This window comes from Flavobacterium panici (assembly GCF_024499525.1).
In the GTDB taxonomy this organism is placed as follows: domain Bacteria; phylum Bacteroidota; class Bacteroidia; order Flavobacteriales; family Flavobacteriaceae; genus Flavobacterium; species Flavobacterium panici.
Genome location: NZ_CP100437.1, coordinates 2,082,897 through 2,097,625 on the forward strand (window position 1 = coordinate 2,082,897; position 14,729 = coordinate 2,097,625).

General features: G+C 33.1%; 16 protein-coding genes and 2 tRNA genes. 10 read left to right on the plus strand and 8 right to left on the minus strand.

The window, feature by feature from the left end; all coding sequences use genetic code 11:
- Positions 1-96 precede the first annotated feature (96 nt).
- From NLJ00_RS09110 to NLJ00_RS09120, 3 genes are all read left to right on the plus strand, one after another.
- Positions 97-169 (plus strand) — tRNA-Gly (locus tag NLJ00_RS09110).
- 14 nt (positions 170-183) lie between these two features.
- Positions 184-269 (plus strand) — tRNA-Leu (locus NLJ00_RS09115).
- Between the two features lie 139 nt (positions 270-408).
- A complete protein-coding gene (locus NLJ00_RS09120; RefSeq protein ID WP_256636966.1) occupies positions 409-789 on the plus strand; it encodes a DUF1508 domain-containing protein in 381 nt (126 codons plus the stop codon).
- A 161-nt stretch (positions 790-950) separates the two neighbouring features.
- On the opposite strand, the gene NLJ00_RS09125 is transcribed toward NLJ00_RS09120, so the two are convergent.
- Positions 951-1,175: a PG1828 family lipoprotein gene (locus tag NLJ00_RS09125; RefSeq protein WP_053471595.1), complete on the minus strand. Its 225-nt coding sequence runs from the start codon at positions 1,173-1,175 to the stop codon at positions 951-953.
- A 344-nt stretch (positions 1,176-1,519) separates the two neighbouring features.
- The gene (locus NLJ00_RS09130) at positions 1,520-2,752 is read right to left on the minus strand and encodes a 3-deoxy-D-manno-octulosonic acid transferase (RefSeq protein ID WP_256636967.1); all 1,233 of its coding nucleotides are present in this window, start codon (positions 2,750-2,752) and stop codon (positions 1,520-1,522) included.
- Between the two features lie 133 nt (positions 2,753-2,885).
- Here NLJ00_RS09130 and NLJ00_RS09135 point away from each other — a divergent pair, with 133 nt between their 5' ends.
- The 5 genes from NLJ00_RS09135 to NLJ00_RS09155 all read left to right on the plus strand — a co-directional run bounded on the left by NLJ00_RS09135 (position 2,886) and on the right by NLJ00_RS09155 (position 6,614).
- Positions 2,886-4,019 carry a DegT/DnrJ/EryC1/StrS family aminotransferase gene (locus NLJ00_RS09135; protein WP_256636968.1) on the plus strand — a complete coding sequence of 378 codons (1,134 nt, stop codon included), beginning with the start codon at positions 2,886-2,888 and terminating at the stop codon, positions 4,017-4,019.
- Between the two features lie 35 nt (positions 4,020-4,054).
- Positions 4,055-5,071: a UDP-glucose 4-epimerase GalE gene (gene galE / locus NLJ00_RS09140; protein ID WP_256636969.1), complete on the plus strand. Its 1,017-nt coding sequence runs from the start codon at positions 4,055-4,057 to the stop codon at positions 5,069-5,071.
- Positions 5,072-5,153: 82 nt separating this feature from the next.
- Complete coding sequence (locus NLJ00_RS09145; protein WP_053471591.1) at positions 5,154-6,059, plus strand: DMT family transporter; 906 nt, start codon at positions 5,154-5,156, stop codon at positions 6,057-6,059.
- Positions 6,060-6,111: 52 nt separating this feature from the next.
- Positions 6,112-6,309, plus strand: coding sequence for a hypothetical protein (locus tag NLJ00_RS09150; RefSeq protein ID WP_256636970.1), 198 nt, complete (start codon positions 6,112-6,114; stop codon positions 6,307-6,309).
- Positions 6,297-6,614: a hypothetical protein gene (locus NLJ00_RS09155; RefSeq protein ID WP_256636971.1), complete on the plus strand. Its 318-nt coding sequence runs from the start codon at positions 6,297-6,299 to the stop codon at positions 6,612-6,614. The genes NLJ00_RS09150 and NLJ00_RS09155 overlap by 13 nt, the downstream gene beginning before the upstream one ends.
- Positions 6,615-6,705: 91 nt before the next feature.
- On the opposite strand, the gene fabD is transcribed toward NLJ00_RS09155, so the two are convergent.
- Both fabD and NLJ00_RS09165 read right to left on the minus strand, forming a co-directional pair.
- A complete protein-coding gene (fabD, locus tag NLJ00_RS09160; protein WP_053471588.1) occupies positions 6,706-7,581 on the minus strand; it encodes an ACP S-malonyltransferase in 876 nt (291 codons plus the stop codon).
- A 72-nt stretch (positions 7,582-7,653) separates the two neighbouring features.
- Entirely contained in the window at positions 7,654-8,016 is a 363-nt protein-coding gene (locus NLJ00_RS09165; RefSeq protein ID WP_073489108.1) for a DUF983 domain-containing protein, read from the minus strand.
- 96 nt (positions 8,017-8,112) lie between these two features.
- Here NLJ00_RS09165 and NLJ00_RS09170 point away from each other — a divergent pair, with 96 nt between their 5' ends.
- Complete coding sequence (locus tag NLJ00_RS09170) at positions 8,113-8,976, plus strand: helix-turn-helix domain-containing protein (protein ID WP_256636972.1); 864 nt, start codon at positions 8,113-8,115, stop codon at positions 8,974-8,976.
- Positions 8,977-9,280: 304 nt separating this feature from the next.
- Here NLJ00_RS09170 and NLJ00_RS09175 read toward each other — a convergent pair whose 3' ends face one another.
- The 4 genes from NLJ00_RS09175 to NLJ00_RS09190 form a co-directional block, all read right to left on the minus strand.
- Positions 9,281-9,814, minus strand: coding sequence for a YceI family protein (locus NLJ00_RS09175; RefSeq protein ID WP_256636973.1), 534 nt, complete (start codon positions 9,812-9,814; stop codon positions 9,281-9,283).
- Between the two features lie 154 nt (positions 9,815-9,968).
- The gene (locus NLJ00_RS09180) at positions 9,969-10,685 is read right to left on the minus strand and encodes a pirin family protein (protein WP_053471584.1); all 717 of its coding nucleotides are present in this window, start codon (positions 10,683-10,685) and stop codon (positions 9,969-9,971) included.
- Positions 10,686-11,075: 390 nt separating this feature from the next.
- Complete coding sequence (locus NLJ00_RS09185) at positions 11,076-11,411, minus strand: hypothetical protein (RefSeq protein WP_256636974.1); 336 nt, start codon at positions 11,409-11,411, stop codon at positions 11,076-11,078.
- A gap of 30 nt (positions 11,412-11,441) precedes the next feature.
- Positions 11,442-12,923, minus strand: coding sequence for a helix-turn-helix domain-containing protein (locus tag NLJ00_RS09190; protein ID WP_256636975.1), 1,482 nt, complete (start codon positions 12,921-12,923; stop codon positions 11,442-11,444).
- Between the two features lie 196 nt (positions 12,924-13,119).
- On the opposite strand from NLJ00_RS09190, the gene aceB reads away from it, so the two are divergent.
- A complete protein-coding gene (aceB, locus tag NLJ00_RS09195) occupies positions 13,120-14,721 on the plus strand; it encodes a malate synthase A (RefSeq protein WP_256636976.1) in 1,602 nt (533 codons plus the stop codon).
- The last annotated feature ends 8 nt before the right edge of the window (positions 14,722-14,729 follow it).

Sequence of the window (14,729 nt, forward strand, 5' to 3'; positions counted from 1 at the left end):
TTTGAAAAAAGGCTTGTGTAATTGAATAAATGTCCTAAATTTGCACTCGCAATACGAAACAAGTCAAGTATTGTAGTTCTTACTAGAATTTGAAACGCGAAAATAGCTCAGTTGGTAGAGCGCGACCTTGCCAAGGTCGAGGTCGCGGGTTCGAGCCCCGTTTTTCGCTCAAAACCATATAATGCTCGGATGGTGAAATTGGTAGACACGCTGGACTTAAAATCCAGTGAACAGCAATGTTCGTGCGGGTTCAAGTCCCGCTCTGAGTACTAAAGCCTCTTCTTTTGAAGAGGCTTTTTTTATTGTGTAAATTCTTTAAAAGGCGCTAAGGTGCTGAGGTTCTAAGATTCTGAGGGAATTAACAATCAATAATCTAAAATCAACAATCTAAAATCAACAATTCAATATATGGGTGCTTTTGTAATTAGCAGGCGATTTAATGATGAATATAAGTTTGTGTTTACTTCTCGAAAAGGGAAAGTGATTTTTACAAGTTTGAGTTATGAATTGAGGTTTGAATGTGAAGAAGATATTGAAAGATTTAAAAGAACAATTGAACTTTCTAAATTTTTAAAATTTAAAGGCTCTGGAGGAAAGTATTTTTTTAAATTGATGTTAGATGGCGTTCACTTTGCAACAAGCCGAAAATACACTACAGAATTGCTTTTGCAAAAAGGAATAAAAGAAATTGTGACTTATGCATCAAAAGCAGAGATTTTGGATTTCTCGTCGGGTGAATCGATTTTTGGAGATGAAGAGGTTTTTATTGAAGAAGAAGTGGAGGATTAAATAAAAAGAAATTCCAATATTTTAAAATTCCAAATTCCAATGTGCGTAATGTATTGTTGGGATTTGGAATTTTAAAATATTAGAATTTTGTTTTGTTGATTTTTAAGCAAAAAAAAACCATCACAAGGATGGTTTTAAAATCTTTAGAATTTAGGTTCTAATTATTTTTTTACTTCTTTAGCAGCTTCTTCTACTTTAGCAGCAGCAGAATCAACTTTAGTAGCAGCTGAGTCAACAGTTGCAGCAGCAGAATCAACTACAGCAGCAGCAGAATCAACAGCAACAGCAGTAGAATCTACAGTTTCAGTAGCTGCAGCGTCAGCTTTTTTACAAGATACAACAGTTAAAACAGCAACAACAGCTAAACTTAAAAATACTTTTTTCATCTTACTTTATTATAAAAGGTTAATTATTAATTCGTGGCAAAGATATAAATTTTTTAATATGTAAAATATTTTTTCACTTTTTTTTTAAAATATTTTCCTAGCTCACGTTTATCTTATTTATCAAAGAATATGCCAAAAATATAAAATTATCTTAAATTATTTAATATTTTGTATAAATAATTTTTTGTTGAAAATTCTACGGTCGAATTGGCTATTTCATTTCTCTTAATTGCACTTTATCTTGCTTTTTAAGGAATATTGCTTTCGTGTACACAATGAAAATTACCAGCTTTTAATTCGTTTCTCTGAAATAATCGCTCCCAAAATTTAATTTGAATCGTGACTTACTTCGAAACAACTCTCATAATTGCATTTGTGGCTCCCTTGTTATTCTGAATAAAAGATTCGCAAATTTGACTTTTTTCTTTAAGAAATGTTTGGTCAGTCAGAAGACGGTCTAAAATTTCTTTTAGTTCAGAAACATTAGAAATTGGCATACATCCGCCAAACTCAACTAAAGAAACCGCTTCGGCAAAATTAGAATAATTAGGGCCAATTACAATTGGAATTCCAAATGTTGCCGGTTCCAAAATATTGTGAATTCCCGGGTTTCCAAATCCGCCGCCAACATAAGCGATCGTTCCGTAGCTATATATTTTTGTTAAAATCCCAATAGTGTCAATGATAAAGACATTATAATTGGATAAATCTTTATTGTCTTTTTCAGAAAATAAAACTGTCGATTTTGTAATTTGCGATTTAAGATTTGAAATTTGATCTGCTTTTATATTATGCGGTGCAATAATAAATTTTACATTTTCCGGCGCCTGATTGATGTATTCAGCAATTAAAACTTCATCTTTTGGCCATGAACTTCCAATAACTATCGTTTGCTGGCTATTTTTGAAATTTTCGATATAATCAAGCGTATTATCTCTTTCTAAAATCGCAGCAACTCTGTCAAAACGCGTATCGCCGGAAACAATTACATTTTTAAAACCTACAGCTTCAATTTTTTGTTTTGAACTTTCATTCTGCACAAAGAAATAAGTGAAGGCTTTTAATGCTTTTCTGTAAAAACCGCCGTACCATTTAAAAAACATCTGACTGTCCCTGAAAATTACGGAAATCAAATAAGTTGGCGTTTTGCTTTTTTCTAATTCCTTTAAATAATTTAACCAAAATTCATATTTGATGAAAAAAGCAAATTCAGGATGAACTAATTTTAAAAATCTTTTAGCATTGCTTTTGGTGTCCAAAGGCAGGTAAATGGTGACATTGGCAACGGTGTTATTTTTACGCACTTCATATCCCGAAGGGGAAAAAAAAGTTACAATAATTTTATGCGTAGGATATTTTTCTTTGATTTTTTCAATTACCGGAAGTCCTTGTTCATATTCGCCAAGCGAAGCAGAGTGAAACCAAATTGTCTTGTCTTCGGGCTTTATTTTTTCTTCTAAAATGGAGAATACATTTTTCCGACCTTCAACAAAAAGCTTAATTTTCGGACTAAAAAGTGCGACTATTTTAAGAAAAAACGCTGCTAAAGAAACAGCTAAATTGTATAAAAAAAGCATGTAGTAATTTTTGCAGCTAAATTACATTTCTTTCGTTTATTTTCATTGGTTTGAAGGTATTAATAACTATTTTTGTTCCTTCTTTCTGACATTCTGGTTTAATAGAAAGGCTTTTTTAAATAAAATATCGAAAATGAAAAAAATACAAATGGTTGACTTAAAAAGTCAATATGAAAAAATAAAAACAACTGTAGACGCTTCAATTCAAGAGGTTTTAGATACAAATACTTATATTAACGGACCTTTAGTTCATCAGTTTCAAAAAAATCTTGAAGACTATTTAGGAGCAAAACACGTAATTCCGTGTGCAAATGGAACTGATGCTTTGCAGATTGCCATGATGGGATTAGATTTGAAGCCAGGTGATGAAGTTATTACTGCCGATTTTACTTTTGCAGCAACAGTTGAGGTTATTGCATTGTTACAGTTAACTCCGGTTTTAGTTGATGTTGATTTGCATAATATGAACATCGATATTGATGCAGTAAAAAAAGCAATTACCCCAAAAACAAAAGCAATTGTTCCGGTACATTTATTTGGACGCGCTGCAAATATGGATGCCATTATGGAAATTGCAGCTGAACATAATTTATATGTAATCGAAGATAATGCACAAGCAATTGGAGCTGATTATATTTCAAAATCTGGAACAAAAAGCAAAGTCGGAGTTATTGGTCACGTTGCGGCAACTTCATTCTTCCCATCTAAAAATTTAGGTTGCTACGGAGACGGTGGAGCAATTTTTACAAATGATGATAAATTGGCTCACGTTATCCGCGGAATTGTAAATCACGGAATGTACGAGCGTTATCACCATGATGTTGTGGGAGTAAATTCACGTTTAGACAGTATCCAAGCAGGAGTTTTAAATGCAAAACTTCCTTTGTTAGATGAATATAATAAAGCGCGTCGTTTAGCGGCAACAAAATACAATGCGGCATTTGCTGGAAATAAACACATTGTTACGCCAGAATTTGATGTAAATGAAAACGATCACGTTTTTCACCAATATGTTTTAAGAATCTTAGATGCCGACAGAAATGCTTTAATGCAGCATTTGTTAGATAAAGGAATTCCATGTGCAATTTATTACCCAATTCCGTTACACTCTCAAAAAGCATATTTAGATCCTCGCTATAAAGAAGAGCAATTTCCGATTACAAATCAATTAGTGCAGGAAGTAATTGCTTTACCAATGCATACAGAACTTGACGACGAACAAATCAAATTTATTACAGATTCTGTTTTAGAATTTTTGAATAAATAATTAACAGCCAAAATAACCACATAAACAACCAAATAATGAAAGTATTAGTAACAGGAGGATTAGGATTTATAGGTTCTCACACGGTAGTCGAATTGCAAAATGAAGGCTTTGAAGTTGTGATAATTGATAACCTTTCAAATTCTTCAGAAGATGTTTTAAAAGGAATTACAGCCATTACGGGAAAAACGCCTTTATTCGAAAAAATTGATTTAAGAGAAAAAAGTGCCGTTCGGGATTTCTTTAAAAAACATAATGATGTTACTGGGGTAATTCATTTTGCCGCTTCAAAAGCAGTTGGTGAAAGTGTTGAACAGCCTTTGTTGTATTACGAAAACAACATCAGCAGTTTGGTTTATCTTCTACAGGAATTACAGCAAAAACCTGAAGCAAGTTTTATTTTCAGTTCGTCTTGTACAGTTTACGGTCAAGCCGAAAAAATGCCAATTACAGAAGATGCTCCGGTTCAAACAGCAATGTCTCCTTACGGAAATACCAAACAAATTGGAGAAGAAATAATTGCAGATACAGCAAAAGTAACTAACATTAGCGCGATTTTATTGCGTTATTTTAATCCGGTTGGTGCGCATTCTTCTACAGAAATTGGAGAATTACCATTAGGAGTTCCTCAAAATTTAGTTCCGTTTATTACACAGACAGGAGTAGGGTTACGTCAGGAATTATCAGTTTTCGGAAATGATTATCCAACACCAGACGGAACTGCTGTTCGCGATTATATTCACGTTGTCGATTTAGCAAAAGCGCACGTAATTGCATTACAGCGTTTATTGAATAAAAAGAATTTGCAAAAAGTGGAAACGTTTAATTTAGGAACTGGAAAAGGAAGTTCTGTGCTTGAAGTGATTCACAGTTTTGAAAAAGTAAGCGATAAAAAATTGCCATACGTAATTAAGCCACGTCGCGAAGGTGATATTACAGAAGCATATGCAAATACAGATAAGGCTAATAATGTCTTGGGTTGGAAAGCTGAATTAAGTTTAGACGAAGCTATGGCAAGCGCCTGGAAATGGGAACAAAAAGTGAGGAATAAATAATTCTCCACATTAAAATTATAAAATTTTTAGATCCCAAATTATAGCAATATAGTTTGGGATTTTTTTTTAGATGCTGATTATTATGAAACAAAGTTTAGATTATAAATTGATTTTTGCTCTGGCAGCTGTTGGAATTATCTGGGGTACGACATTTTTAGGAATCAGGGTTGCGGTTGAGACTATTCCGCCTTGGTTTGTTACTTCAATTCGTCAAGGATTGGCTGGATTGATTATGATGACTATTTTATTATTCAAAAAAGAATTAAAATGGATTGGTTGGCAGAGTTTTAAACAACAACTTATTCCTTCGGTTTTGATGATTGTAATTGCAAATGGTTTTACCACAATTGCAGAAAAGACATTACCAAGCGGATTGGCATCTGTAATAAGTGCGTTATCTCCAATATTGATATTTCTTGGAAGCATTTTAGTGGGTTTGCAAAAAATGAGCTTTAAAGGTTTTGTTGGAGTATTAATTGGGTTTTCGGGAGTTGTTTTTATATTCAAAGACGGACTTGGGTCGTTTTTAGATGCTGATTATAGAACTGGAATGATGTTTATGGGATTTGCGATTTTAGCTTGGGCCATTGGAACAATTTACACCAAAACACACGCCAATAAATCAAACAATATTGTGCTTAATTTGTTTTATCAATTTACATCTGCGTCTTGTATTCAGTTGGTTTTGGCTTCAATTTTTTCGCCAAATCCTGATTTTAGTTCGTGGACTTCCAGAAGTATTTTCGCGGCTTTGTATTTGTCGATTTTCGGATCAGTAATTGCTTTTTTTAGTTATAGTTATGCTTTAAAACATGTTACAGCAGTTCAAGTTTCTATTTTAGCTTATATAAATACGATAATTGCGGTTTTTTTGGGTTGGTTGCTTTTAGACGAAGTTATTACAATTGATTTTATTATTGCTACTGCGCTGATTATTCTTGGCGTTTTTATTGTCAATTATAAGAAGAAGGAAAAGAAAGCTTTATAAGTTTTGATTCAGTTTATTTTGTAAATTTGTAAGAATTAAAAATGTAGGAATTATGAATTCGGAAGAAGAAAATAAAAAGAATGATAAGGTTGAAGAGCCAAGAGTAGAATACGAAATTCAAAAGCCTAAATTTAAAGGAATAGATCCTGAAACTTTTGATTTTGATGCTGAGTTTGCAAGAGGATTAACACCGGAGGAGTTTAAAGCTGAAATGTCTAAAAGAATAAAGGCTTATCCTTGGAAAAAATAATTTTTGAAAAAGCAGTTCTTGAATATTTTGATAATTTAGTTTATTCAGTTTTTAAAGAAGAGTATTTCGGTTTTCATGAATCCGCTCAGAATTATATCGATAAAATAGTTGATTTTATTATTTCGAGTACTTCTACTTTTCCTCCCAAGAAAACTCCAAAATCACTTCAATATTTAGGTTCGAATTATATTTTTTATAAATCAAATGCAAGAACAACTTGGTATATTTTCTTTGAGAAAAGAGATCGGAATTATATAATAACAGGAATTACAAATAATTATACAGAAGAAGCAAAAGAGCTATAAAAACAAAATCCTCATAAACAATTAGTTCATGAGGATTTTTTTATGAGTATAGTTTTTAACTGATCACTAAAAACTGAATACTGAACACTAATTATGCGTTAGCAGTAACCGCTTCTTTATCAATTTTATTAATCAAACCAGCTAATACTTTTCCTGGGCCAACCTCAGTGAATAAAGTAGCACCGTCAGCGATCATTTGCTGTACAGATTGCGTCCATTTTACAGGAGCAGTCAATTGAATGATTAAGTTCTTTTTAATTTCATTTGCATCAGAAACCGCATTGGCAGTTACGTTTTGATACACTGGACAAATAGGAGTAGAGAAAGTAGTTGCTTCAATTGCAGCAGCTAATTCTTCTCTTGCCGGTTCCATCATTGGTGAGTGGAATGCACCACCAACAGGTAAAATTAAAGCGCGTTTTGCTCCCGCAGCTTTCATCGCTTCACAAGCTTTTTCAACAGCTGAAGTTTCTCCAGAAATAACTAATTGTCCCGGGCAGTTATAATTTGCAGCAACAACAACTCCGTCGATAGACGCACATACTTCTTCAACAATATTATCAGCTAAACCTAAAACGGCAGCCATTGTAGATGGAGTGATTTCGCAGGCTTTTTGCATAGCAAGTGCACGTTGAGAAACTAATTTAAGACCATCTTCAAAAGATAAAGTTCCGTTAGCAACCAATGCAGAGAATTCTCCTAAAGAATGTCCTGCAACCATTTCTGGTTTAAAATCTTCGCCTAAAGTTTTCGCTAAAATAACAGAATGTAAAAATACTGCCGGCTGTGTAACTTTAGTTTCTTTTAGTTCTTCGGCTGTACCTTCGAACATGATATCTGTAATTCTAAAACCTAAAATTTCATTGGCTTTTTCGAATAATTCTTTGGCTAAAGCCGAGTTTTCATATAGGTCTTTGCCCATTCCTGTAAACTGTGCGCCCTGACCTGGAAATACGTATGCTTTCATTTGTCTAATTTAATTTTTACTTTTTTTAAAATTGAAAATTAGTTTCAATTGGAAGGCAAAAGTACTATTTTTTTATTTCGTATAATCCTTAAACATGTAAATCCATGCTAATCTTGAAAATCTAAGATTGAAAGAAGTAAGTAAAGTAATGACAACAGCGATGATTGGAATAATTCTTAAATCGAAATTTGTCTCAAAGAAAAACTGAGCAACACAATACGTTGCAATTCCCTGAGCGACTGTTAATCCGTAGTTTACATACATCGCACCAAAGAAATAACCAGGCTCTTTTTGGAACTTGTAATTGCAATGACTGCAGTATTCATTCATTTTTGGAAGACCAAAAGATAAAAAAATATTTCTGTCTGTAAATACTTTTCCTTTATGACAAACAGGACATTCGTTGCTTAAAATATGAGTTAATGAATTTGACATGACTTTGATGTTTTTTATTTATACAAAGGTAATTCAGAGCAGGATAAAAGCCTTTTTAGTATCTTCGCTTATTCTAGCACAATAAAGACATTTGTTATGAAAAAATATCCCATTTACAGCGTTCAGAATTTTAGCTGCAATGATATTCATCGCGATTTTTACGTCAATACTTTTACAGAGCATTTAAAAAGCCACAGTTTTGTCGAAGAGCCACATCGCCATGATTCCTATTTAATGGTATTTTTTACAAAAGGTTCCGGGCAGCACGAAGTAGATTTTGATCAATTCGAAATAAAAAGAGGAAGTTTATTTGTACTGCAGCCCGGACAAATGCATCATTGGAGTTTGTCTAAAGATGTTGAAGGTTTTGTAATTATCTTTTCGCAGGAATTGTATAATTTATATTTTGGACAAAAAAACATCAACGAATATAATTTCTATCATTCCATTCATAACCGACCGGAATTGGTTTTTGAAGAAAAAGAAATTCCGAAAATTCAGCCTTATTTTGATTTGCTGATTCAGGAAAACAATCAAAATAATAAATATCAGCTGGACAAAATGCTGAATTTATTAGATTCAATTCATATCGAAATTGCACGCAAATATGGCGAAACGTATTCGCATCAAACCCATTCGTACAATATTAAAATCAATAAGTTTGAATTGCTTTTAGAAGAATATTTCAGAACTGAAAAATTGCCGTCTTTCTACGCAGAAAAACTAAATATTACATTAAAACATTTAAACAGAATCTGCAACGAAATTTTACAAAAAACCGCCACAGAAGTTATCACAGATCGTGTAATCCTAGAAATTAAAAGAATGCTGATCGACAAACAATTAGCCGTAAACGAAGTAGCCTTTAAAGTAGGCTACGAAGATTACTCCTATTTCTCCCGATTCTTCAAAAAACAAACAGGATTGTCACCAACAGAATTTCGAAATACAGTGCGATGATTTTATTGGCCACGACCCGAGCGATAGCGAACAGGCGAAGCAATTACACTAATTTCCACGAATTATTATTTTAATTTTTTTGCCACAGATTAAAGGATTTTCACAGATTATTTATTCTTACGCAATACAAAAAAAATCTTTTTTAATCTTTTTAATCTGTGGCAGAAAAAAAACATCTCCAGTTTTTGAAAGAAAAAAAATCGTAAAAATTAGTGTAATTCGTGGCAAACCAAAAAAAAAGCCTGCACTCCCGAGAAAAGGTGCAGGCTTCGTAACCAACCAAATTAAAACCTATTATAAAGTATTAAGCTTGTTTTACAAATTGTAACTCAATGTTTAATTTTACTTCTTCACCAACTAAAACACCTCCGGTTTCAAGAGCTGAATTCCAGTTTAAACCCCAATCTTTACGATTGATTTTTCCCTCAATGCTTAAACCTACTTTTGTATTCCCCCAAGGATCAGTTAGGATTCCGCTATATTCTACAGGAAAAGTTACGCTTTTAGAAACACCTTTAATGCTTAAATCTCCAGTAATTTCATAGCTTCCTTCATTGATTTTTTTGAAAGACGAAGCTTTGAAAGTTAATTTTGGATGATTTTCAGCATCAAAGAAATCACCGCTTCTTAAATGTCCGTCTCTGTCTGCATTTGCAGTATCAACTGAAGCAATATCAGCAGAAAATTCAATTTGAGCATTTTCGAAGTTGTCTCCGTCTGTAGTAATTGTAGCGTCGTAAGTTCCAAATTTACCTGAAACATTTGTAAACATCATGTGTTTAACTTTAAAACCAATTTCTGAATGTGTTGGGTCAATTGACCATTTTGTAGTTGCCATAATTTTATTTTTTAAATATTAATTTCATTTTGATAGGACAAAGTTACTTCGGTAGTCTTCATTTGGCACTTAACCTAGATTAAGAAATGAAGACGAAATAAATATTTGATTCCCAGTTTGTTTTGTTTTTATTGTTTGATAAATTGCTGTTGAATTAATAGTTCATCGGAACGTCCATTAATAAAAATTCAGCATCTGTATTTGCTTTTATATTTAAGATATCAGTTCCTGAAATTCCAACGGCATCACGGGTATTTAATTCCTGCCCGTTGATGGTTACGTTTCCTTTTAAAACGAAAGCATAAACTCCGTTTCCTTCTTTTTTAATTTTATATTCAGTCGTTACGCCAGAGTCAAAATTTCCCATATTGAACCAAGCGTCCTGATGAATCCAAACACCTTCATCATCAGCATTTGGAGATAAAATCTGAGATAATTTATTATGTCTGTCCGCAACATCTAAAGTAATTTGTTGGTAACGTGGCGTAACGTTTCTTTTATTTGGAAACAACCAAATCTGCAATAATTTAGTCTGTTGATCTGCATTTGGGTTAAACTCACTATGTTGCACTCCGGTTCCTGCACTCATTACCTGAATATCACCATTTTTGATAATTTCAGTATTTCCCATACTATCTTTGTGAGCCAAATCTCCTTCTAACGGAATCGTAATAATTTCCATGTTATCGTGAGGATGCGTTCCAAATCCCATTCCTGCAGCAATTGTATCATCATTCAAAACACGAAGCGCTCCAAACTGAATTCTATCTGGATTATACCAGCTCGCAAAACTAAAACTGTGATAAGCATTTAGCCATCCGTGATTTGCATTTCCTCTTGTTTCTGCCTTATGTAATATTATATTTTCCATGATCTTGTATGTTTTGTAATTTTATAGTACAAAGATACCACCAAGGTCAAGGAAACGCACTTAACCTAGATTAAGAAGTTTTTCTGAGAGGTTCAAAGGTTCAGAGTTGCAGAGGTTCAAAGGTTTTTTCTGGAGCAGAAATTTTGGTTTTCAAAAGACGTTCAGTCCCGCTATCCGTTGCAATCTTTTGTGTCTCGTTCAAAAACGAGATACAAAAGGATTTCCACTTCTATCGGGGCTAAACTAGAAATTTAATTTTCAGAAGTTGAATAGGCGTAAAGGGATAACGTTCCGAAGGAACAAAACATATTGTAGGGATGGATTTTAATCCATTCTTCGCAAGTGGCTCGACAAAGATTGGTGTTATGTTGAAGTCAGTTAAAGTCTGAATTATTTAATCCTAATCAATTTCCCTTTTCCAACCACTTCATCAAGATAATTTGCAGACGAACTTTGCTTATCATGCATATTAAATAGAATAGTGTCTTTTGTAATTTGATCTTTTGAAATACTTATAATTAAATCCGTATTAATAAAATTATCCAATAGTATTTTGTTGCCATAAGAAATTGTTCCTTTTGGTAAATACTTGTTGTCAAATTTGAAAACACTATCATTAAAAGAAATTTTATCTTTTTGAATATACGAATCGTTTTCTTCAATCAAATAATTGTAGTGGCCATTAAGCTTATCTGTTTTTTGGATTAAGTTAATGGAAAGTAGCATTATTATTAAAGCAAAATATTTCATAACGTTCTAACTATATTGGTTAATAAACTGCTGTACAACCGCATCAGTATTCTCATGGCGTTTTTTTCTTTCTAAAACAATTGGCGGCGCAGCTCTTTCCAGACAATCTTTTACGGCACAAGTCTCACAAGTTACACCAACAATTCGTTTCACTAAAGGTTTGCCTTCAATGAATTTGAATTTCTTTTTCATTGTCGGATTAATTAAAATCCCAACTGAAATACTTCGAATATAATTTTCTGCAAAAGGATCTTTTGTCGCCGATGAAAAAACTAAATATTCGTTTCCGCTATTGGCGTAACTGGATATTTGTGCATCAAAAAAATGAGATTTATTTTGTTTGATAGCCTCGTCAATCGTTTTAACAGAAACCCATCTTCTGCAATAATGTTCGTTGGTTTCGTTAGCATGCGGTTCTTGCTGATGCGTAATGTGTAATTCTTTATTTATCTGATAAAAATCAGATCCGATTTTATGTGATAATCTTAAAAAGAAAAGATTCTTTAACTGAAAATCTTTCGGTAATAAATTAGTTAATCGCTGATAAAAAGATTCAGGCGAAACTTCAAAACTTTCTATTAACGCTACAAATTCTTCCGGTTTTGGATTTTCATTTTCCAAAAAAGAATTGATTTTGTCAACCACTAATTTTCTCGGTAATAATAAAGCACCGGCAAAATAAGAAGCATAAAAGTTATGCAAAACCTGATCGAAATTTTCAAACTTAATCCAGCTGAAAGTCAATAATCGATCGGAGATTTTTAAATAATTATAAGCAATTTCTTTGGCTAAAATAAAAGCTTTCTGCGGAGCATCAAGTTCTGTAGAAAGTAATAAAGTTTTGCTTTTAGGAACATAAATTGAACGTAAATCGTCTAAAGCTTCCTGATCTGTAAAAGCAATTTCTTTTATATTGTATTCGTATTCTTCTTTTAGAATATCTTCTAATTCTTCAGTGCTGATTTTAGAATCCAGATTAATTTGAAACGACTTCGAAAACCCAATTACTTTTTCTTCTAAATCTTCAAAATAATTACTGTGCGCTTCCTGATACGAACGTAAAGCGGCTAAAAAGAAACTTTCTCGGCTCAGATTATAATGCTGTGCAATTTCGATAATGGTACTAATAAATGCATTGACTTTTGCAGGAGCATTGGCAATAATATCAATTAAATCAGCTTCCTGAATTCCAAAAAGCTCTAACGGAATCTCTTTTAAAATTCCGGATTTTAAAATTTCGCCAATCGGAGCGAGATTATTATCAAGTTTTAAAGACACCATTTGGTCGTAAGTCACGTCCAAATGTTCGCAGAGCAATAAAATTTTATCAGTTTTTGGATATTTTTTTCCCTTTTCAATCTCGTTTAAATACGATTTTGAAAGATTTGTCAGTTTGGCCAAGCCAAAAAGTGACAGATTTTTTTGGGTGCGGACTTGCTTCAGTTTTAGCCCGAAAATCAGCTTTATATAGTCTTTTTCGATATCCATGAATCAAATATAGTTATTCTAAAAATAATCGCCAAAAAATTATTTTTAATATTTAGCGAACGTTCGCTTGTTTTGTAAAAAACTTTTTTCTAATATTGTGGTGTAGAAATTATTATATATCAGATTGTTATGGTTTAGTGTTTTGAAAAACAACAAACGATTCAATTGTTTCTAATGAAAATTAAAAACCACAGCTATGAAAAACCAAATTGAAATTACCGAAACGGCAATGGAATTTTTAGCCGAAAAGAAGCTTCGTTATCCAAAGATCTGGACAGAAGAAGCGATTGTTTTTATAACTGAATTGCATAGAAAATTCGAATCACAGCGAAAACTATTGCTTTTACAGCGCGAGCAAAAACAAGTCACTTTTGATCAGGGAATCATGCCGACTTTTATTCCGGAAACGAAGAATATCAGAGAAGGTAATTGGACAGCTGCCGAAACTCCAAAAGATTTGTTAGACCGAAGAGTGGAAATTACTGGTCCAGTTGATCGAAAAATGATCATCAACGCTTTGAATTCTGGCGCCAAAACTTTTATGTCCGATTTTGAAGACAGCACTTCGCCAACGTGGCAAAACCTTATGGATGGCCAAGTGAATTTAATCGATGCGGTTAACAAAACAATTACCTATACCGATTTGGTAAAACAAAAATCCTATCATTTAAATGAAAAAATTGCAACGCTAATTGTGCGTCCAAGAGGTCTGCATTTGCCAGAAAAACATCTTTTAATTGAAGGAAATGAGGTTTCGGGTTCTTTGGTAGATTTTGGATTGTATGTTTTTCATAATCATAAACGACTTTTAGAAAACAATTCAGGGCCGTATTTCTACATTCCGAAATTGGAACATTATCTGGAAGCTCGCTGGTGGAATAATGTAATTGATTTTACCGAGGATTATTTGAAACTGAAAAGAGGAACGATAAAAGTGACGGTTTTAATTGAAACGATAACGGCAAGTTTTCAGCTGGATGAAATTATTTACGAATTGAAAGAACATATTGTTGGCTTGAACTGCGGGCGTTGGGATTATATTTTCTCCTACATCAAAAAATTTAGAAAAAATCCAAAATTCATCGTTCCGGATCGCGATCAGGTAAATATGACTTCGCCTTTTATGAATGCGTATTCTAATTTGGTTATTCAAAGATGTCATAAACGCGGAATTCATGCGATTGGCGGAATGGCAGCGCAGATTCCGATTAGAAATAATGAAGAAGCCAATGCAGTCGCTTTTGCAAAAGTGAGAACGGATAAAGAACGTGAAGTTAAAAACGGACACGACGGAACCTGGGTTGCTCATCCGGATTTGGTTGCGCTGGCAAAAGAAATTTTTGATAAAGGCATGCCAACTCCAAATCAAATTCATGTTAAAAGAGAACATCGAAAAATTACAGAAGCTGATTTAATTGAACCACCAATTGGGATCATTACTGAAAATGGCGTTCGAAAAAATATCAATGTTGGGGTTTTGTATCTGGCTTCATGGCTAAACGGACAGGGCGCGGCGGCATTGCATAATTTGATGGAAGATGCCGCAACGGCCGAAATTTCGAGATCGCAATTGTGGCAATGGCTTCAGAATAAAGTGCTTTTAGATAACGGACGAAAATTAGATTTGGCTTATTATCATGAACTAACTTTAGATGAATTCAGAAAAATAAAAGAAGAATTAGGAGAAGAAAATCATGAAAAACAACAATTTCCATTGGCTGAAAAAGTACTGGAAAGATTAGTAGTAAATACTGATTTTGTTGATTTCTTGACGATTCCATGTTACAAATACTTGTGATTTTTTAG